15 protein-coding genes and 2 pseudogenes are annotated in these 18,790 nt (G+C 71.6%); 8 read left to right on the plus strand and 9 right to left on the minus strand.

Annotation, left to right across the window (positions count from 1 at the left end):
- Positions 1-49 precede the first annotated feature (49 nt).
- Entirely contained in the window at positions 50-2,788 is a 2,739-nt protein-coding gene (locus tag ACVCAG_RS15110; protein ID WP_440083715.1) for a carbohydrate-binding protein, read from the minus strand.
- Positions 2,789-2,962: 174 nt separating this feature from the next.
- On the opposite strand from ACVCAG_RS15110, the gene ACVCAG_RS15115 reads away from it, so the two are divergent.
- From ACVCAG_RS15115 to ACVCAG_RS15150, 8 genes and pseudogenes are all read left to right on the plus strand, one after another.
- A complete protein-coding gene (locus ACVCAG_RS15115) occupies positions 2,963-3,613 on the plus strand; it encodes a GntR family transcriptional regulator (RefSeq protein ID WP_362693954.1) in 651 nt (216 codons plus the stop codon).
- Between the two features lie 76 nt (positions 3,614-3,689).
- Positions 3,690-4,931: an ABC transporter substrate-binding protein gene (locus ACVCAG_RS15120; RefSeq protein WP_447189948.1), complete on the plus strand. Its 1,242-nt coding sequence runs from the start codon at positions 3,690-3,692 to the stop codon at positions 4,929-4,931.
- Positions 4,918-5,856: a carbohydrate ABC transporter permease gene (locus tag ACVCAG_RS15125; RefSeq protein ID WP_362693947.1), complete on the plus strand. Its 939-nt coding sequence runs from the start codon at positions 4,918-4,920 to the stop codon at positions 5,854-5,856. Before ACVCAG_RS15120 ends, ACVCAG_RS15125 begins: the two co-directional genes overlap by 14 nt.
- Positions 5,853-6,683 (plus strand): ABC transporter permease subunit, encoded by an 831-nt coding sequence (locus ACVCAG_RS15130; protein ID WP_440083717.1) that lies wholly within the window; start codon positions 5,853-5,855, stop codon positions 6,681-6,683. Before ACVCAG_RS15125 ends, ACVCAG_RS15130 begins: the two co-directional genes overlap by 4 nt.
- Positions 6,680-8,608 (plus strand): hypothetical protein, encoded by a 1,929-nt coding sequence (locus ACVCAG_RS15135; RefSeq protein WP_447189949.1) that lies wholly within the window; start codon positions 6,680-6,682, stop codon positions 8,606-8,608. Before ACVCAG_RS15130 ends, ACVCAG_RS15135 begins: the two co-directional genes overlap by 4 nt.
- Positions 8,605-9,396: an RraA family protein gene (locus ACVCAG_RS15140; RefSeq protein ID WP_440083719.1), complete on the plus strand. Its 792-nt coding sequence runs from the start codon at positions 8,605-8,607 to the stop codon at positions 9,394-9,396. The genes ACVCAG_RS15135 and ACVCAG_RS15140 overlap by 4 nt, the downstream gene beginning before the upstream one ends.
- Before the next feature lie 5 nt (positions 9,397-9,401).
- The gene (locus ACVCAG_RS15145) at positions 9,402-10,226 is read left to right on the plus strand and encodes an amidohydrolase family protein (RefSeq protein ID WP_362693935.1); all 825 of its coding nucleotides are present in this window, start codon (positions 9,402-9,404) and stop codon (positions 10,224-10,226) included.
- Positions 10,227-10,424: 198 nt separating this feature from the next.
- Positions 10,425-11,058: pseudogene (locus ACVCAG_RS15150) on the plus strand (IS982 family transposase).
- Positions 11,059-11,290: 232 nt separating this feature from the next.
- Here ACVCAG_RS15150 and ACVCAG_RS15155 read toward each other — a convergent pair.
- The 8 genes and pseudogenes from ACVCAG_RS15155 to ACVCAG_RS15190 all read right to left on the minus strand — a co-directional run.
- Entirely contained in the window at positions 11,291-12,667 is a 1,377-nt protein-coding gene (locus ACVCAG_RS15155; protein ID WP_440083720.1) for an alkaline phosphatase family protein, read from the minus strand.
- Positions 12,664-13,791 (minus strand): metabolite traffic protein EboE, encoded by a 1,128-nt coding sequence (gene eboE, locus ACVCAG_RS15160; protein WP_447189950.1) that lies wholly within the window; start codon positions 13,789-13,791, stop codon positions 12,664-12,666. The genes ACVCAG_RS15155 and eboE overlap by 4 nt, the downstream gene beginning before the upstream one ends.
- Positions 13,791-14,645 carry a TatD family hydrolase gene (locus ACVCAG_RS15165; protein ID WP_440070222.1) on the minus strand — a complete coding sequence of 285 codons (855 nt, stop codon included), beginning with the start codon at positions 14,643-14,645 and terminating at the stop codon, positions 13,791-13,793. Before ACVCAG_RS15165 ends, eboE begins: the two co-directional genes overlap by 1 nt.
- Positions 14,645-15,280, minus strand: a complete 636-nt coding sequence (locus ACVCAG_RS15170; RefSeq protein ID WP_440083722.1) for an EboA domain-containing protein — start codon at positions 15,278-15,280, stop codon at positions 14,645-14,647. The genes ACVCAG_RS15165 and ACVCAG_RS15170 overlap by 1 nt, the downstream gene beginning before the upstream one ends.
- On the minus strand, positions 15,277-16,167 hold the full coding sequence (locus tag ACVCAG_RS15175) for a sugar phosphate isomerase/epimerase family protein (protein WP_447189951.1): 891 nt from the start codon (positions 16,165-16,167) through the stop codon (positions 15,277-15,279). The genes ACVCAG_RS15170 and ACVCAG_RS15175 overlap by 4 nt, the downstream gene beginning before the upstream one ends.
- Complete coding sequence (locus ACVCAG_RS15180; RefSeq protein ID WP_440083724.1) at positions 16,164-17,057, minus strand: SCO3242 family prenyltransferase; 894 nt, start codon at positions 17,055-17,057, stop codon at positions 16,164-16,166. Before ACVCAG_RS15180 ends, ACVCAG_RS15175 begins: the two co-directional genes overlap by 4 nt.
- Positions 17,057-18,205, minus strand: coding sequence for an inositol-3-phosphate synthase (locus tag ACVCAG_RS15185; protein WP_440083725.1), 1,149 nt, complete (start codon positions 18,203-18,205; stop codon positions 17,057-17,059). The genes ACVCAG_RS15180 and ACVCAG_RS15185 overlap by 1 nt, the downstream gene beginning before the upstream one ends.
- A 447-nt stretch (positions 18,206-18,652) precedes the next feature.
- Positions 18,653-18,790: pseudogene (locus ACVCAG_RS15190) on the minus strand (sugar phosphate isomerase/epimerase); the annotation flags it as partial.

The following is an 18,790-nucleotide window of genomic DNA, read 5'->3' on the forward strand; positions in this document are numbered from 1 at the left end:
GGATTCTCCGATCGCGGCGAGTGGCGACGAACGTGCCCGGCGGCCGGAGCTACTCCAACGCCACCCAGTCGATGTTGGCGACGCCCGCACCGCCGGTCGCGACCAGGAACACATCGTGCACACCGCTACTGCTCGCGATGGCGATGCTCTGGGTCGCGAACCGCGTCCATCCACCGGTCGAGGTCGTCGTGACCGTACCAATCGCCGGACCGGTCGCGCTGTCGATCCGGACCTCGAAGGTCTGGCCCGCGTAGGCGGGATCGACACCCAGCGAGGCGGAGAACGATGTGCGTCCCATTCCGAAGTCGACCGAACGGAAGGACAGGCTGTCACCGCCGTCGAAGCTCCCGACGGACGTCCCGGTCCCGCCCGCGATCACGCTCGTGCCGGAACCGGCGTCCGCTTGCTCCGCCTCCAGCTTCGCCGTGGTGCGCGTGAAGGCGATCGTGTCGATGTCGCCGACACCCGGCCCGGTGCCGAGGGCGATGAGGTACACGTCATGGGTGCCGCTGGTCGGGACGATCGGCGTGTACTGGGGCACGAAGCGGTCGAAGCCGCCGGTCGCCGAGACCGTCGCGGTGCCGATGACGGGGCCGGTGGCCGAGTCGATGCGGATCTCGAAGCGCTGGTTGGCGTACTGCGTCTCGGTCGCGAGGGTCGCCGCGAACATGGTGCGCCCGTTGCCGAAGGCGACGTTCGCGTAGCGCAGCCGGTCGCCGCCGTCGAAACTGCCGACGACCGTGCCGGTCCCGCCGGAGCGGGTGTTCGTGCCGGAGCCGGATACGGCTGACTCCGCCTGGATGGCCGCGCCGACGGAGCGCGCCCCGCCGACCCACTTCGTCGCACCGTACTGGTAGGCGCCGATCGTGGGGGTCGCGTCGGTCGAGTTGTCCGTCCAGGGCGGCAGCACCGCACCGGCGTTGCGGGCCGGGGAGCCGGAGCCGACCGTGAAGTCGAGCCCGGCGGCGTTCGTGAACTGCGGGTTGGTCGAGTTCGGCAGGTTGCCGGTCACCGTGACCCCTGTCGCGGTGTCGACCGTGCCGATGTTGTTCTTCACCTCGGAGGTGGAGTAGGTGCCGCCGAACAGGCTGACCGCCTTGGGGTCGGTGCCGCTCGTGTTGCCGTAGATCTTGTTACCCGAGGTCGTGCCCCCGTTCGGGTTGATCAGCACGACGCCGTAGGTGGTGCGGTTCCAGGCGACGTTGTCGGCGACCGTGGCGTTGTGGGTCTCGAGGTCGAGGTATACGCCGGGCGCCGGCCCGTCCTCGGCCACGCCCGGGGCCGCGTCGTGCAGCAGGTTGTGGTCGATGATCGTGTTCGCCATGTTCACCCGGCAGCACACGTAGATCGCGCCGACGTCGTTGACGAGCTTGCCGTAGTCGCCGAAATCGTTGTACCGGATCAGATGGCCCGACGCGGTGGTGCCGGAGACCTTGTTGTCGATGTTGAGGTTGCTGCGCCCGCTGCCCCATGCCGTGTTGTGACTGATGAGGTGGTCACTGCCGAGCACATTGACACTCGCCGCGTAGCTGCCCATGTAGTTGGCGTTCGTGATGCGGTTGTTGGTCACCGTGTTGCCGGTGCCCGCCACCATCACGCCGTTGCCGGCGCTCCAGTCGATTGTGCTGTTGCGCAGCACGTTGGCCGTGCCACGCAGCTGGATGCCGCTCGTGGTCTCGCCGGCGGTGAGAACGTCGCAGGGGTCGCTGGGCGTGACCTTGTTCGGGTCGATGGTGAGGTCGCTGTAAGCCGAGACGTGGCGAGCGGTGATCCCGTCGAGCACCACGTGGTGGGTTGACGATGAGGTCCGGACGGTGGCGCCCTTGATGCCGATCCCGAGCACGGTCGTGTACGAGCGACCGGAGAGGTCGAAGGCGAGGTCGCGCTTCTTGAGCTCGACGGTGTGACTCGAGGGGGCGGCCCCGTCCGGGGTCCAGAGGTAGAGGTGGCCGTCGGCCGAGCGGTGGTGCCACTCGCCCGCCTTGCCGAGCAGGGCGAGCTTGCCGCTCAGCGAGTAGAGGTTCTTCCGGTTGGGACTGAGACCCACGCATGCCGGCAGGCTGCTCGCGGTCACCGAACCGACCGCCGAGCCGGTCACGGTGCCGGTCTCGCTGACGAACCAGTTGTGCGACGTGAGGCGGGCGCCGACCCACCAGCCGGCCGGCTGGGTGAGCGCCGGGTCGGAGAGCGAGGTCTGGGTGCCGGACTGCGCGGAGGCGAGCACCGGCTCGGCCGGGTTGTTGCCCGGGTGCGGCCACGCCGCCTCGGGCTGCATCGCACCGTCGACGAACACCTGCTGTCCGGAGAGGTCGCCGTTGACGGTGACGGCGGCACGATGGATCCGACCGGCTCCGACCGCCGCGGCGAACTCCGACCCGTCGAGGGTGGGATCGTTCGCCTTGAGCGCGGTCAGCTGCGCCCCGGTGACCTGCGACCAGCCGGCCACCGGATCGCTGCCGTCGACGATGACCGCCGCGCCCGGCGCGGCGGTGTAGGTGATGCGGTTCGTCGCCGTGCCGTTGGCGGACGGCGTGACGGTCTCTCGATATGTCCCGGATGCGATCTCGCACGTATCGCCGGCGGTCATGACAGCGGCGCATCGCTGGAGGTTCCGGAACGGGGAGCTCGAGGTGCCCGGGTTGGAGTCGGAGCCGGAGGTGCTCACGTGGTAGGTGGCGCCTCCCGTGGCCGCGGCTGGAGGCGCGCCTGCGAGGGTGCCGCCGAGCAATGCGGCGACGGCGATCGTGGCGAGTGCGGCGGCGCGTGCCGCGATGATCCGACGGGCCATCGTTGGTCCAATCACTAATCGATAATCGAAAAGTAGTGAGGGACATCCAGCGAGTCAATGGGGAGCCGGCAACCGGGCCGAGACGGCTTCGGTCTCGATCACCGCGACAACGGCGACGCCCTCTATCGACTATCGCTAGCCTGGACAGAACATCAGAGCGCAACGGAAGGCACCATGACCGACACCGGAATCAACCGGGGACTGCTTTCGGACCAGGTGTACGACCTGATCCTCACCTCGATCCTCGACGGCTCGCGCGCGCCCGGATCCCGCGTCGTGGAATCCGAGATCGCCCGGCAGCTCAGCATCAGCCAGGCGCCCGTGCGCGAGGCGGTGAAGCGGCTGGTGCACGCGGGGCTCGTGGTCTCGGTGCCCCGCCACGGAAGCTACGTGACCGAGATCTCCCCCGAGGAGTTCGCGATCGCCCGACAGATGCGCGCCGCGCTCGAGGCGGCAGGTGCCCGCCTCGTGGTCACGACCGCGGACGCCGCCATCCTCACCCGGCTGCGCGCGATCGTCTCGCGAATGCAGGAAGCCGTCGCCGCCGGGGATTGGGCGGCCTTCCGCACACTCGATGTCGAGTTCCACCGCGGCGTGATCGCCGCCGCGGGCGTCTCGGTGCTCGCCAGACTCTGGGACACCCTCGAGCCCATGCTCATCAGCCAGCGCGCGATCGGCGACCCCTCCTACCTCGGCGACCGGGCACGGGTCGTCCACTGGCACGCCGATCTCATCGACGCGCTCATGAGCGGCGATCCGGAGGTCGCCGCGAGCGCCTTCGCCGCGCACGCGTCCGGAAATCTCGACGCATCGAACCCGTCCTAAGGTTGCCGCCGAACGCGCGACCGATTACTGTGCGCCCATTGCCTATCGATAGGCGATTACAGATCAAGGAAGATTCATGCGACACAGCACACGCGGCGCCGCCGCGATCCTCATCGGCTCGGCAATGATCGCGGGATTGCTGACGGGATGCGCGACCGACAGCGCCGAGGAGGGCGGGGGTGAGCTCCGCATCCTCGCCAACATCACACCGGTCCTGACGAAGAAGTACTACGAGGACCTCGTCCAGCCCTGGGTCGCCAAGCACAAGGGGGTGACCGTCACCATCGAGGTGCCGAGCGGGGAGGACGTGCAGGCGACCCTCCAGCAGGAGCTCGCCTCGGGTGACGTGCCCGACATCGTCGCCAGCAACCTCGACCCCGTGGTGGCACCGCAGTTGCTCGCCTTCCCGAAGGAGCCGTGGGTGCTCGACACCCCGCTCGCCGAGCAGAACCAGGTCGACGGCAAGATCTGGCAGGTCGCCACCGGCGCGCAGATCCAGTCGCTCGTCTTCTACAACAAGAAAGCCTTCGCCGCCGCCGGCATCGACGCGCCGCCGACCAGCCTCGACGAGTTCACCAAGGACCTCAAGGCGCTCAAGGCGGCCGGCTACCTTCCGCTGCAGACGGCGGGCGAGTGGGTCACCGGAGCGCAGTTCGCGATGCTGGCGAACCCGCAGCTCCTCGCGTCCGATGATTTCTACGCCAAGCGCAACGCCGGCTCCGCCACCTTCGCGAAAAGCGCGTACGAGAAGTACCTCGACGCCTATGCGGGCTGGATCGCCGACGGCCTCGTCGATCCCGACGCGCTCGGCCTCAAGTACCAGGACTCGATCGACGGATTCACCTCCGGCAAGGCCGCGACCTACGTGATCGGCAACTGGATCGTGCCCTCGATCGACGAGGCCGCCACCTCGTTCGACGTGGGAGTCTTCGCGGCGCCGTCACTCGACGGCAGCCCGGCCGGGCAGATGAGCGGACCCGCGCAGCCGTACTCGATCCTGCAGGCCTCCAAGAACCGGGACCTCGCGCTGAGCCTGGTCGAGTACCTGGTCAGCGACAAGACGGCCGTCACCGCGTCACTCGCCTCCGAGGGCAACTTCCGCCAGGGGATCTCCTACAAGGGCAGCCCGCTCAACCAGGCGGTCGCGGCGATCCTCGACGCCGCTCCCTGCCTCGTACTCGGCACGTCCGGCCCCAGGATTCCCGGCGGTTTCGGCGACGAGCTCAACAAGCAGGTCCAGGCCCTCTACGTCAAGACCACTCCGGCGGACGCGGCGGCCGCCCTGGACTCCTGGTGGGATCTGAATGCCGGGCAATGACACCCGGGCCGGAGCCGGCGGGGCGGCTCCGGCCACCCGCCGTCGCCGGGACGCCCGCCTCGAACTGCTCACCGACACCGTCATGATCGCGCCGGCGCTCGCGCTGGTCGCGTTGTTCGTCCTCATCCCGATCGCGATCGCCATCTACCTCAGCCTCACGAACTGGGACGGCTTCACCATCCCGCCGTCATGGGTCGGAACCCGCAACTACGAGAGGCTCGTGCAGGACCCCGAGGTGCTGCGGGCCGCCGCCTTCACCGCGGTGATCGCCGTCGTGGGCACGATCGCCTGCAACACGCTGGGCGTCGGCGTCGCCCTGCTCCTCAACCGCCACACCCGCGTCAACACTGTCATGCGTGTGCTGGTCTTCTCACCGTATGTGATCGGGCCGGTCATCCTCGGTTTCCTCTGGGCGTCGATCCTCGGCAGCAACGGCGCGGTCAACGCGCTGCTCACCAACCTCGGTCTCGAACGCCTCCCCTTCCTCGCCGACCCCGTATGGGCCACTTTCACGACCGTCGCGGTGATCATATGGGCGACTTTCGGGGTCAACGTCGTGCTCTACCTCGCGGGCCTTCAGACTCTCAACGTCTCGCTTCTGGAGGCGGCCCGCATCGACGGGGCCGGCCCCTGGCAGACCTTCTGGCAGGTCAAGCTCCCCGTGCTCGCGCCGACCGTCACGCTCAACGTCGTGCTCTCCGCCATCGGCCTGCTGCGGGTCTACGAGCTCGTGCTCGCGCTCACCGCGGGCGGGCCTGCCGGAACCACCCAGACGACCGTGTTCAACATCCTCACGACCTCCTTCAGCCGTTCACAGCTCGGCTACGGCGCGGCCCAATCGGTCGTGCTCATGGTCGCGATCATCGCGGTGACGGTCGTCGTCACCCAGCTCCGCCGCCAGAGTGAACAGGCGGTGTCCGCGTGATCGTCATCCGGTTGCTCCGGGGCGTCGTGCTCGTCGTTCTCGCCGCCGTGATGGTCGTCCCGCTCTATCTGCTCGTGACCAACGCGTTCAAGAGCCAGGACGACATCGTCAGTTCGCCGTTCGACGTGCCCTCCGACGGGTTCACGATCGACAACATCGTGGCGGCCGCGACCTCCGCCGACTTCAACGTGATCGGCGCCTACGGCACGACCGCGCTGCTCGTCGCGTCGGTCAACGTGCTCTCGATCCTCGTCACCGGGCCGGCCGCCTACGCGATCGCCCGCGGGGTCCGGCGCGGCCACCGGCTGGTGCTGCTCGTGCTGCTGGCGGGCCTGTTCATCCCGAGCCAGGCGATCGTCATCCCCGTGATCTACGTGCTGAGGACCATCGGCCTCATGGGCACCGTTCCCGGTCTCGTCCTGTTCCAGACGGCGCTGACGATCCCCACGACGGTGTTCCTCTTCACCGCGTTCGTCAAAAGCATCCCGCGCGAGCTCGACGAGGCGGCTCGCATCGACGGCGCGAGCCGGATGGGCACGTTCTGGCGCATCATCTTCCCGCTCATGCGCCCGGCCGTCGCGACCGCCGTCGTGCTCAACTCGGTGGGCGTCTGGTCGGACTTCGTGAATCCGCGGATCATCCTGGGACCCGGGTCCGGCATCTACACGGTGACCACCGGCGTGTTCGCGGCGATCAGCAAGTACTCGACCGACTTCACGATCGTCTACTCGAACATGCTGCTCGCGGTCGCGCCCGTGATCGTGTTCTACGTCCTCCTGCAAAGACGCATCATCGGCGGTCTCACCTCGGGAGCGGTCAAAGGATGATCAGGATCTCCGCCACCGTCCCCGTCCGTGAGCTGCCCCGCTGGGCGGTCCTCGAGCGCGAGCTGCTCGCCCGCCTCGACCGTGCCTGGCGCGAGTTCGAGCGACGCTTCTGCGAGCCTGACGGCCGGCTGCGCTACCGGGGACGGATGTACGGTCGCGACGGTGTCGACGACTTCTACGAGCCGTTCTTCAACTGGCCCGTGCTGTATCGCCTCGGCGGATCCGCCGACGTTCTCGACGCGGCCAAGCATCACTGGGAGGGCGTGACCCGGCAACTCACCGAGTTCGGATTCGTGCGGGAGGAGTACGAGCTCGGCTACGACTGGTTCCACCAGGGCGAGTCGCTGCCGTTCTTCCTCTCCATCTGCGCCGCGGATCCCTCCGACGCCGTGTTCCGCGCACGCGCGCGTCGCTTCGCCGAGCTCTACCTGCCCGGCGCCGGCAACTACGACCCGGTCACCCGCACGATCGTCGCCCCGCACACCGGCTCCGGTGGTCCGCGCTGGGGCGTCGGCGAGGACTGGGAGGAATACCGCGCCGACCAGGCCGGCATGGAGATCTACGGCCTCCCCCTGCTCGACGTCCCCGGCATCCGCGGCTGGGACGATCTGGCCGACCCGGCCGCGGCCCGTGCGATGGGCCGGGCGATGCAGGAGCGGATGGGGCGCGGCGACACCGCCGTCAACCTCGCCGCGACAACCCTCGCGGTCAACGCCTGGCTCTACGACCACGACCGGCGCTTCGCCGACTGGGTGCTCGAGTACGTCGACGCCTGGCGCGAGCGCGCGGCCGCGAACGGCGGCATGCTGCCCGACAACGTCGGTCCCGGCGGGGTCGTCGGCGAACTGCACGGCGGCGCCTGGTACGGCGGCCACTACGGCTGGACCTGGCCTCACGGCCTGCACTCGATCGCGCCCACCGCCACGGTCGCCGCGCTCAACACCGTGGTGCTCACCGGCACGCTCGACCGGATCGGCCTCGTCGGCGCCACCCTCGACGCCGTGATGGCGGAGGGCGTGGTCGCCGACCGCATCGCGACCCGCGGCAGCCTCGGCCCCGGCTGGGCCGAGCGGCTCGGCGCCGACGAGAGCACCCGCGAGCTGCTCGTGCCCTACCGGCACGGCCCGGAGGGCTGGTTCGACCGGCACCCGGTGCCGCTCGCGCCCGTGCTCTGGCTCGCGTGGGCGCAGGGCGACGTCGCGCACGATCCGCGCCTCGAGCGGCTGCGGGCCGCCTCCGACTCCGACTGGGAGGCGGTGCGCTGGTTCCACGACAAGGAGGAGCAGGGCCACGAGGCGCCGTGGATCGGCTACCTCGCCGGACGCAATCCGGACTACCCGGAACGCGCGCTCGAGCTGGCCCTCGCCCAGACCCTCCGGCGGATGTCCCTGATCGCACAGGCACCGGACGAACCGGAGGACGGGGACATCCACTTCTGGCAACGGCTCAACCCCGTCGTGACGGAGGTGCTGAGCCAGCTCGTGACGGGCGCGCCACCGGCCATCTACTACGGCGGCCTCGCGCTCGCCCGTGTCGTGATCGGCGACGGGACGCGCGAACGCCCCGGCCTGCCGCCCGGCGTCGCGGCGCTCGTCAGCGCGGTCGAGGAGCACCACGTCGCGCTCGAGCTCGTCAACACCGGCGACGAGGATCAGCTCGTCGTCGTGCAGGCCGGCGCCTTCGGTGAGGACGAGATCGTCACCGCCGGTCACGACACCGCCGAGCCCGGCTACCCGGGCGACGACCGCCGGTACGACATCCCGCCCGTTCCGACCACGCGCCACCGCGTCGCGGTCGGTGCCTCACGGATCGAGGTGCTCCTGCCCGCGCGCACGCGGATCGCCCTCGACCTCGAGACCACCCGGCGCGTCCACCGCGCCTCCCACCAGGACTTCGTCCGCACCGCTCAGGAGAAGAACGCATGAACACCACCCGCGAGTCGCCGTCGACCGTCTGGCCTCTGCCGGTACGCGGCGGGGCCTTCGACCGGGCCGACCCCGACATCCTCCGTCGGATGGAGGCGGTGAGCGCCGCCACGGCGTGCGCCAAGCTCAACGGCATGGGGATCACCCGCACCGCCGTCCAGGGCCCCGTCCCGCTCGAGCGCGGCAGTCGCGTGGTCGGCTCGGCGCTGACGCTGCAGTTCATGCCGCAGCGCGAGGACGTCGCGAGCGGCCTGAGCCAGGAGTACGTCGAGCGCGACACCGCCCTCTGGGCCGTTCTCGAGACCGTGCAGGAGGGCGACGTGCTCGTCGTGCAGGCCTACGGGAGTTCGTTCACCGGCTGTTTCGGCGACATGCTCGTGCGCTACTTCAAGCGTCGCGGCGGTGCCGGCATCGTCGTCGACGGGTGCATCCGCGACGCCGCGCGCGTGCGCGAGCTCGGGGTGCCGATCTGGTGCACCGGCACGACGCCGCACTACGCCTCGCAGACCGACCTGTTCCCCTGGGCCTACGACGTGCCGGTCGCCGCCGGCGGCGTGCTCTGCCTGCCGGGCGATGTCGTGGTCGCCGACGACGACGGCGCGGTGATCGTGCCCTCGGGCAAGGCGCTCGAGCTCGTGCGGTCGGCCGAGGACCACGAGAACTGGGAGGAGTTCAGCCGGATGCGGCTCGAGCAGGGCGCGCGGCTGTCCGACTACTACCCGCTCAGCCTCGACAGCCGCGCCGAGTACGAGGCGTGGCGCGACGCCGGCCGCCGGCCGCTCGTCTGAGCCCGGTGAGCGTCGTCGACGCCCACGTCCACGTCTGGGGCGCGGAGCTGCTCGGCACCGGCTGGCTCGCCGAGCCGGCGTCGGGGGCGATCCGCCGGATATTCACGCTCGACGACCTCGCCCCCGAGCTCGCGACGACGGGCGTCGCCCGCGTGGTGCTGGTCGCCGCCGAGGAGAGCGACGCGGGATCCGAGCGGCTGCTGGCGGGCGCCGCCCACGACCCGCGGGTCCTGGGCGTGGTCGCCTGGGTGGAGCTCGCCCGCCCGGACGCGGCGGAACGGCTCGCCGCCCTGCGCGCCGCGCCCGGCGGCACCCTGCTGCGCGGGGTGCGGCAGTCGCTCACCGCCGCCCCGGCCGGCTGGTGGACCGACCCGGCGACGGTGGCGGGGCTCATCGCCCTGGAGAGGGAGGAGCTGTTGCTCGAGCTGCTCATCTCGGCCGCGCAGCTGCCCGAGGCCGCCGCGCTCGCCGCCCGCCATCCGGGGCTGGCCGTCGTGATCGACCACCTGGCGAACGCGCACGAGCCGGATGCCGACCCACGGTCCTGGCGCACCGCGCTCGATGAGCTCGCCCGGGCCCCGCGCGCGGTCGCCAAGGTCTCAGGGCTCGGTGACGACGAGGGAAGGGCCGTGACACTGCTCGCCGCCGCTCGGGCCGCGCTCGGAGCCGACCGGCTCCTGTGGGGCTCCGACTGGCCGGTTCTGCTGCTGCGCGACGACTACGCGGGCGAACGCGCCCGCGTCGAACGGCTGCTCGCGGGCTGGCACCCCGCCGAGCGCGCCGCGGTGCTCGGCGGCACCGCCGCCCGGGTCTACGGGGGCGCGCGATGAGGCGACCGCTACCGGCCGGTCTAGACGAGTAAGTCCTAAAACTGAGAACGGGTAAGGCGGGACGTACCGGCTGATGAGCCCACCCGTGGAGCGCGTCGGCAGTGGGGCGAATGTCGCCCACCCGGGCTGCGCCTCACGACAGACGAACCTGCCCCCGACGCCAGAGCAGAAGCGACGAAGGGTGTCGAGGATCGATGTGTGACCAACGACCTCGACACCCTTCTGACCGCACTGTATGTCAGGATCGATGACTGGCTCACCCAGACGGGTCAGCACGTTCGCCTGGGCCGCCCACCGCGCCTGACCGACGCCGAACCACTCACCGTGGCCATCGCCCAGGCCCTGCCCGGCATCCGCTCCGAGACCCGCCGGCTGCGGTTCCTGCCTCGCCATCTGCCCGGCGCCTTCCCCTGTCTGCCCGGCCAGTCCGGCTACGACAAGCGCCTGCGCAGCGCACTGCCCCTGCTCCAGCGCACCATCTGCGCGCTGGCCCACGACAGCGACCTGTGGGCCGACCCGATCTGGGTCGTCGACTCCACCCCCGTCGAATGCGGCCGCTCGTGCCCTGCGAGGTGTGCGACTGCTGCGGCCCTCCTACCGCAACCTCGCTCCCCGGCCCGGCGAGCAGTTCCTCGAACCGATCCGCCAGCTGATCGAGTCGGTCAACGACACCCTCAAGGGCCGGCTCGACCTGGAACTGCACGGCGGGCGCAGCCCGAGCGGCGTCGCGGTCCGTGCCGCCCAGCGGATCCTGGCGTTGACCGCCGCGATCCGGCACTACCGCGCCACCGGCCAGCCCGTCACCCGGTCACTGATCGCCTACGACCACTGACCGGACTTCGGACTTGCTCGTCTAGGACGGCGCCCTCGGCACGAGAAGGCCGGCGACCGGGATGCGCGGCCGCGCGCCGTCGGGGGTGTTCTCCCTCCCGGGGGTCCGGACGCGGCCGACCCCGTGCGGGAGAACACGCGACCCCGTCCGGAAGGCGTGCGAGGAGAAGGTGGAGAGCGCCGCCCGCCCGGGGGGTGAAAGGCACAGGCGGGCGGCGCCGTTGAGGAGCCGCTCAGCGCAGGGACAGCTGGAGCAGCAGGTCCTTCACCTCGGTGGCGGCGATCCGGTCGCTGGCCACGGACGGGTCGGAGCAGAGCAGCACCGGGCCGTCGAGGGGGTCGTCGGGAAGGCGGCCGTGCGAGCCCCGGATGGCGCGGGCGCCCGCGTCGAGGCCGACGACGTTCATCGTGTAGCGCATGCCGGTCTTCTTGCGCAGCAGCGCCACGGCGGCCCTGCGCTTGGCGGCGCCGGGGGCGGCGGGGTCGAAGAACAGCTCGGCGGGGTCGTAGCCGGGCTTGCGGTGGATCTCGACCAGGTTGGCGAAGTCGGGACGCCTGGCGTCGTCGAGCCAGTAGTAGTAGGTGAACCAGGCGTCCGGCTCGGCGACGAGGACCAGCTCCCCCGCCCGGGAGTGCGCCAGCCCGTTCCTGGCCTTGCCCTCCTCGTCGAGCACCTCGGCCACCCCGGGCAGGCCCGCGCAGAGCTTGGCGACGGCCGGGATGTCGGCGGGGTCGGCGACGTAGACGTGGGCCACCTGGTGGTCGGCGACGGCGAACGCGCGGGAGGTCCAGGGGTCGAGATACTCCATGCCGTCCTGGGTGTAGACCTCCAGCAGTCCCTCGGTCCGCAGCAGCCGGTTGATGTCGACCGGGCGGGAGACGTCGGTGATCCCGTACTCCGACAGGGCCACCACGGTGGTCCCGCGCGCGGCGGCGGCGTCCAGCAGGGGGGCCAGCACGGTGTCGAGCTCGGAGGCGGCGGCGGCCGAGCGCGGGTCGGACGGGCCGAACCTCTGCAGGTCGTAGTCCAGATGCGGCACGTACGCCAGGGTGAGATCCGGGTCGTGGTCCTTCATGATCTGCTCGGTGGCGCGGCAGATCCAGGTGGACGAGGCGATTCCCGCGCCCGGGCCCCAGTAGGTGAACAGCGGGAAGGCGCCCAGCTTGCCGGTGAGCTCGTCGTGCAGCTCCGGCGGGTAGGTGTAGCAGTCGGGGTCCTTGCGCCCGTCGGCGCGGTAGATGGGCCGGGGGGTGACCGTCCAGTCGACGTCGGCGCCCATCGCGTACCACCAGCACACGTTGGCCACGGTGAAACCGGGCCGCTCGCGCCGGGCGGCGTGCCACAGCTTGTCCCCGCCGACCAGCGCGTTGTGCTGGCGCCACAGGAAGACCTCGCCGAGCTCGCGGAAGTACCAGCCGTTGCCGACGACGCCGTGCTCGGTGGGCGCGACGCCGGTGAGGAAGGTCGACTGGGCCGAGCAGGTGACGGCGGGCAGCACGGTGCCGAGCTCGGCCTGGAAGCCGCCGTCGGCGACGGCGCGCAGCCTCGGCATGTGCGCCAGCAGTCTCGGGGTGAGCCCCACCACGTCGAGGACCAGCAACGATGTCATGCTTTCACTCCAAGGTCGCGCATCTCGGCGCGGGCGAAGTCCAGCTCGTCGGCGATGCCCGCGGCGAGCTGCTCGGGGGTCTGCGGGCGCAGCGCGGGTGGCAGCACGCCCCAGGTGTAGGTCTCCACGTCGAAGTGGTCGCAGAGCGGCTCGGGGCCGCCGACCAGCTCCGCGAGGGCCTCGCGGAGCACCGGCACGGTGGTGCCGAGCGGCGCCTGCGGTGCGACGTGCAGCGGTACGTGGTAATGAACCCGCCACGGTCCTGGCAGTTTCCGCTCGAACGCCTCGTCGAGGTCGTCGGCGTCGTCGCCGGCCGCGTTGCGGGTCTGGTGCAGGAAGCGCGGCTCGACGTACTCGCGCAGGGTCTCCGGGTCGTCGCTCTCCAGGGCCGCGGAGACCTGCACCTTGACGACGGGCAGGCCCGCCTCGGCGTACCGGCGCAGCGCGTCGGCGGGCCGCTCCCAGGCGCACGCCAGGTGGGCGAGGTCCAGGCAGATGCCGAGCCGGTCGGTGTCGACGCCGGACAGGGCGCGCACGGCCTGCCCGGTGGTCTCCACCACGCAGCCGGGCTCGGGTTCGAACGCCACCCGGATGACGCGGCCGGTGGCGGACTCGACGGCGGCGAGCCCGGCGGCGAGCTTCTCGAGCCCGCGCATGGCGAGGCGGGACATGTCCTCGTCCCAGGGGTCGCGCCAGGCGAGCGGGAGCGTGGAGATCGACCCCCTGGCGGCGTCGTCCGGCAGGAGGGCGGCCAGGATGTTCGCCAGGTCGAGGGTGTAGGTGAGCCGTTCGGAAGTGGTCCAGTCGGGGTGGTAGACCGCGTGCTTGACCACCGGGTCCTGGAACGAGCGGTAGGGGAAGCCGTTGAGCGTCACGACCTCCAGCTCCCGCGCGTCCAGCTCGCGGCGGAACCCGGCCAGCAGCGCGGGGTCGGCGGCGAGCGCGGCGGCGACGGGCGCGGCCAGCCAGAGCCCGAGCCCGAGCGTCTCGGCGCCGAGGCGGGCGCGGATCGGCACCGCGTACGTGTCGAGCTGCTCGACGATGCCGTCGAGGTCCTCGGCCGGGTGCACGTTGGTGCAGTAGCTGAGGTGCAACGTCCGTCCGCCGGGGTGACGCAGCCGCATCAAGACCCTCCGCGCTTGATGGAACTGCCCTCGAACGTGGCCTCCCGCGCCCCGGCGACCTCGGACAGGTCCAGGCGTCCCGACTGGCCGTAGAACTCCACGGGGTTGCGCCAGAGCACCCGGTCGACGTCGTCCTCGCTGAACCCGGCCTCCAGCATCGCCCTGCCGGTCTCCAGGGTGAGCAGCGGGTCGGACACGCCCCAGTCGGCGGCGGAGTTGACCAGCACCCGCTCCAGGCCGTGCTCGCGCAGGATCTCCACCATGCGGGGCGGCGACATCTTGGTCTCGGGGTAGATGGAGAAGCCCATCCAGCAGCCCGAGTCGTGCACGATGCCCGCGGTGACCTCGTTGAGGTGGTCGACGGCGACCCGTCCGGGCGCGATTCCGGACGAGGCGACGACGTCGAGGGTGCGCTGGGTGCCCCTGGCCTTGTCGCGGTGCGGGGTGTGCACGAGCGCGGGCAGCTCGTGGTCGACGGCCATCGCGAGCTGCCGTTCGAAGGCGTCGTCCTCGGCGGGGGTCATCGAGTCGTAGCCGATCTCGCCGACCGCGACGACGCGGTCCTTCTCCAGGTAGCGCGGGAGCAGGTCGAGCACGGGCCGGCAGCGCGGGTCCCCGGCCTCCTTGGGGTTCAGCGCGATGGTGGCGTGGTGCAGGATGCCGAACTGCCCCGCGCGGTACGGCTCCCAGCCGATCAGCGAGTCGAAGTAGTCGGTGAACGAGCCGGGGTTGGTGCGCGGCTGGCCCAGCCAGAAGGCGGGTTCCACGACGGCGAGCACCCCGGCGGCGGCCATCCTCGCGTAGTCGTCGGTGGTGCGCGACGTCATGTGGATGTGCGGGTCGAAGATCCGCATCAGGCCTCCTTCTCGCTGGTCGGACGGTCGGATTTCTCGCTGGTCAGGCGGCCGAGCAGTGCGGTCGCGTCGTCGGGGGTGTGGCGCCCGGCCGCGGTTCGCTCCTCGGCGAACGCGGCCAGCATCCCGGCCAGTTCGGCGTCGGCCCGCTCCTCCAGCCGGTCCACGGCGGCGAGCGGCACGCCCATGAACACGCACTTGAGCACCGCCTGCCGCCACATGGTCTGGTCGAGGTGGCGGGCGTAGGGGCCGAGGGCGGCGGCCACCAGGCGGGTGTCGTTGGTGCGGATCGCGTCGTGCAGGAGCGATACCGCCTCCGCGCCGAGGGGCAGCAGCGGCAGGGCCTTGAGCACGGCGCGCTTCTCGTCGGCGTCGCCGTACCGGTAGAGGTCGGCGACCTGCCCGGCCACCGCGTCCGGCGGGAGCGCGGCGAGCAGGACGGCCCTCGCCGCCTCGTCGGCGGTCCAGCCGGGTGCGTCCGGCAGCGGTGCCCGTCCGGCGCGCCGTCCCGCGGAGGCGAAGTGCCGCGTGACGCTCTCGGGCTTGGCGGCGACGCTTTCACGCGCGCCGGCGAGCCACTCCTGGTCGAGCGCCTTCAGCAGGCCGTCCGTCTGGATGTTCGGTCGTGGGGTCATGCGTTCGTCCCTTCTGCGGCGGCCGCACGCAGGAAGTCCAGGGATCGGGCGGCCACCTGCGGCGCGGCGTGCGAGTGGCGGGGCAGCTCGACCGCGACGAGGCCCCGGTAGCCGCAGCCGGTCAGGGCGCGCAGCACGGGAGGGAAGTCGATCTCTCCCTCGCCGAACTCCAGGTGCTCGTGCACGCCGCGGCGCATGTCGTCGATCTGCACGTTGACCAGGTGTTCGGCGACGGCCCTGACGCAGTCGGGGACCGGGTCGGGTTCGAGGCAGCGGCAGTGGCCGATGTCCAGCGTGATGCCGAACCCCGGCGGCTCGCCGAGCTCGGCGTGGAGCTTGCGCCATCCGGCGATCGTCTCGACGAGCATGCCGGGCTCGGGTTCGAAGCCCAGTGGCACGCCGGCGGCGCCGGCCGTCTCGGCGAGCCGGGCGCAGCCGTCGACGAGCCTGGCCCAGGCCGTGGCCTCGTCGACCGTCTCCGGGCGCACTCCCGCCCAGAACGACACCGCCTCGGCTCCCAGGTCGGCGCCTATGGCGACCGCCCGGTTCAGGAAGTCCAGGCGCGTCTCGCGCTCGTCGTGCAGCAGCGTGGGGGCGTGCTTGTGCCACGGGTCCAGCAGGTAGCGGGCCCCGGTCTCGACGACCACGCCGAGCCCGAGGTCGCGCAGCAGGTCGGCCGTGGCCGCGACCCTGCCCGCCAGCCCTTCCTCGTACGGGTCCAGGTGGTCGTGGTCGAGCGTGAGGGCGACCCCCTGGTAGCCGAGGTCGGCGATGACCCGGAGCGCGTCGGCGAGCCGGTGGTTGGCGAACCCGTTGGTGCCGTAGCCGAACCTCGGCCCGGCGCCCACGTCGGTTCCGGTGCTGGTGCCGGTGCTGCCGGAGCTCACGTGGGGGACACCTTCCTCGCGAGGGCCCGCCCGAGCGGGACGGCCGCCGCGACCGCGATGCCCTCGCGGATGGCGCCGCTGCGGGCGACGAGCGCGCCCTGCAGGGCGGGCAGCGCGACGATGCCGGTGCCGACGGCGGCCCGCAGCCGGGAGGCCGACGGCTCGGCGACCGCCTGGGCCTGGGACAGGCCGAACCTGGCGGCGTACCAGCCGGTGAGGCCCGCCTGCACGGCCCGCACCACCTGCGCCGCGCGCGCGGTCTGCGGCCGCGACGGCGCGTCGCCGCGTCCCAGGGCGGTGGCCACGGCGAGCGCGACGGTACCGGCCAGGGTCGCCACCGGGAGGCTCCGGTCGGAGCCGGACACCTCGGCTCGCGACAGCGCGGTGAGCAGGTAGGTGTGGGCGGCGACGGTGAACGCCGAGGGCAGCGCCTCCGCGACGCTCCGCCCCGGGGTGGCGCCCAGCAGCACGTCGAGCCCCCGGCACAGCGCCATCGCCAGGGGACCCGCCGCGGTGTTCTTGGCCACCAGGTCGTACGACCAGACGGCGGCGGCGAGCGGGACGGCGACCGCGAGGGCCCGGCGGCCGCCGGAGAGCCCGGCCGCCGCGAGACCGGCGACGGTGAGCCCGGCGGCGATCCCGAGCGCGGCGCCGGGCGACACGCGGCCGGACGGGATCGGCCGCTCCGGGCGTTCCACCGCGTCCAGGTGGCGGTCGGCCCAGTCGTTGGCGGCCATCCCCGCCCAGTACAGGCAGACCGAGGAGCAGGCCAGGCCGAGGGTCCTGCCGCCGAGCACCTGCCCGGCGGCGGCCCCGGCGACGACGTCACCGGGTACGGACAGGGCGGCGGGGGCGCGCACGAGCTCCACGAGGTCGCGCAGCGACGGCATCAGACCGGCTCCTCTCCGCCGAGGGTGCCGGCGAACTCCCGGAGCACCCGCCACTGGTCGGCCAGCGCGTGCGGCACCACCCCGAGCGGGTCCTTGAAGAAGAAGGCCAGCTCGCTCAGCGGACCGGTGCGGCCGGAGCGGTGCGCCGCCGCCGTGAGCCTCGCCAGGTCCAGGACCAGGGGCGCGGCGAGGGCGGAGTCGCAGCCGTGCCAGGTGAACTCCATGCGCATGGGCGTACCCAGGAACCCCTCGAAGGTGACAAGGTCCCAGGCGGTCTTGAAGTCGCCTATGTCCTCCACATACTCGATGCGGGTCTCGCCCTGCGGGGTGTAGCCGAGCGTCTCGCCCAGCACCCGCTGCTTGCTGGCGGCCTTGGCGGCGTTGGCGGCGGGGTCGGCGAGGTTGGCGCCGTCTCCCCCGCCGAGGAGGTTCATCCCCGACCAGGTGCGGACCCGCAGGTTGCGCTGGGCGAACATCGGGGCGAGCACCGACTTGACGAGCGTCTCGCCGGTCTTGCCGTCGTGGCCTCCGTACGGCAGCCCCAGCAGGCCGGCGAGCCGGTCCAGGGCGGGCAGCCTGGCGCCCGTCGACGGGGTGAAGTCCACGTAGGGGCAGCCCGCGCGGAAGGCGGCGTACGCCGTCAGGGCGCTGGGCGGCAGCAGGTCCCGGGAGACCGCCAGCTCGGCCTCCAGCAGCTCCAGGTCGGCGTGGGCCGGATGGGGCTCGGGTGCCGGCTCGGTGGTCGAGACGTTGATGACGACGACCCGTTCCAGGCCGTGACGCAGCCGGAACTCGGTGATGTCGGCGCTGATCAGCTGCGCGGTCGCGGCCTGGTTCTCGGCGAGCGGCACCTGCCTCAGGTTCTCCTCGACGCGGGCGAGCTCGTCGCGCAGGGCCTCGACCAGCCGGGCCGGTACGATCCCGGCTCCGGCCAGCGCGGCCGCCTTCTTCTCCAGCGGGGTCGGCACGATGTCGTGCCCGCCGAACACCAGGTCGCCCAGACCTGGCAGCCCGGCGCCGCCGAACTCGGGGAGTTCCGTGACACAGCCCGTCGGCTGGGCGAGACCGGCGCGCACCGCGAGCGCCCCGATCACACTCGTGACGGCGACGGACCCTCGTGCTCCTACCAGCCACACTCCCGTACGCATCTGGCCTCCTGTGGTGAGTCGACTCCTGGGGGATGACGGTTTTCATCCGCCCGGCCGAGGCCGGACGGCGCCGATGACATCACCATTTCGGCCATCCGGTCGGAGGGGATGTCACGGCGGGCATACGTGGTCGTTAAAACGGAGGAGACGACCCCGCGGCGGGTCGAGCCGGGAGGCCCGACCCGCTTGTGCAAGGAATCGTACGTTGTGCGGATATTACGGATATATGTCTCAGGGCTATATTTTTCCGTCAGAGCAGCTCAACGTAAAAAAATTCTGTCAGCGAGCTCAGTCAGGAATCCCGGGCCGGGACTTTCGGCCCGGGAGGTTCGCCCTGAGGGGGTCGGTTCGGGGTCCAGGCCGGGTTTCCGCGCGGGTTTCAGCCGGGAGGTCCGGCTGAAACCCGCCGGGGTTTCGGCCTGGGGTTCGCTCCGAGGATCTGAGGGTTCAGTCCGAGGAGAAGGCGGCGTCGAAGGCGGTGGTGGGCGGGGTGATGGCGTTGAGCTTACGGATGACGGCCAGCGCGTCGGGGGCGCCGTCGAGGCGGTCCATGCCGGCGTCCTCCCACTCGATGGAGATGGGTCC

It is taken from the genome of Streptosporangium sp. G12, assembly GCF_052983175.1.

What these genes read in the sequence shown, in the direction of transcription:
- ACVCAG_RS15110 (WP_440083715.1), bottom strand. Translation starts at nt 2,788, where the DNA reads ATGGCCCGTCGGATCATCGCGGCACGCGCCGCCGCACTCGCCACGATC.
- ACVCAG_RS15115 (WP_362693954.1), top strand. Translation starts at nt 2,963, where the DNA reads ATGACCGACACCGGAATCAACCGGGGACTGCTTTCGGACCAGGTGTAC.
- ACVCAG_RS15120 (WP_447189948.1), top strand. Translation starts at nt 3,690, where the DNA reads ATGCGACACAGCACACGCGGCGCCGCCGCGATCCTCATCGGCTCGGCA.
- ACVCAG_RS15125 (WP_362693947.1), top strand. Translation starts at nt 4,918, where the DNA reads ATGCCGGGCAATGACACCCGGGCCGGAGCCGGCGGGGCGGCTCCGGCC.
- ACVCAG_RS15135 (WP_447189949.1), top strand. Translation starts at nt 6,680, where the DNA reads ATGATCAGGATCTCCGCCACCGTCCCCGTCCGTGAGCTGCCCCGCTGG.
- ACVCAG_RS15140 (WP_440083719.1), top strand. Translation starts at nt 8,605, where the DNA reads ATGAACACCACCCGCGAGTCGCCGTCGACCGTCTGGCCTCTGCCGGTA.
- ACVCAG_RS15155 (WP_440083720.1), bottom strand. Translation starts at nt 12,667, where the DNA reads ATGACATCGTTGCTGGTCCTCGACGTGGTGGGGCTCACCCCGAGACTG.
- eboE (WP_447189950.1), bottom strand. Translation starts at nt 13,791, where the DNA reads ATGCGGCTGCGTCACCCCGGCGGACGGACGTTGCACCTCAGCTACTGC.
- ACVCAG_RS15165 (WP_440070222.1), bottom strand. Translation starts at nt 14,645, where the DNA reads ATGCGGATCTTCGACCCGCACATCCACATGACGTCGCGCACCACCGAC.
- ACVCAG_RS15170 (WP_440083722.1), bottom strand. Translation starts at nt 15,280, where the DNA reads ATGACCCCACGACCGAACATCCAGACGGACGGCCTGCTGAAGGCGCTC.
- ACVCAG_RS15180 (WP_440083724.1), bottom strand. Translation starts at nt 17,057, where the DNA reads ATGCCGTCGCTGCGCGACCTCGTGGAGCTCGTGCGCGCCCCCGCCGCC.
- ACVCAG_RS15185 (WP_440083725.1), bottom strand. Translation starts at nt 18,205, where the DNA reads ATGCGTACGGGAGTGTGGCTGGTAGGAGCACGAGGGTCCGTCGCCGTC.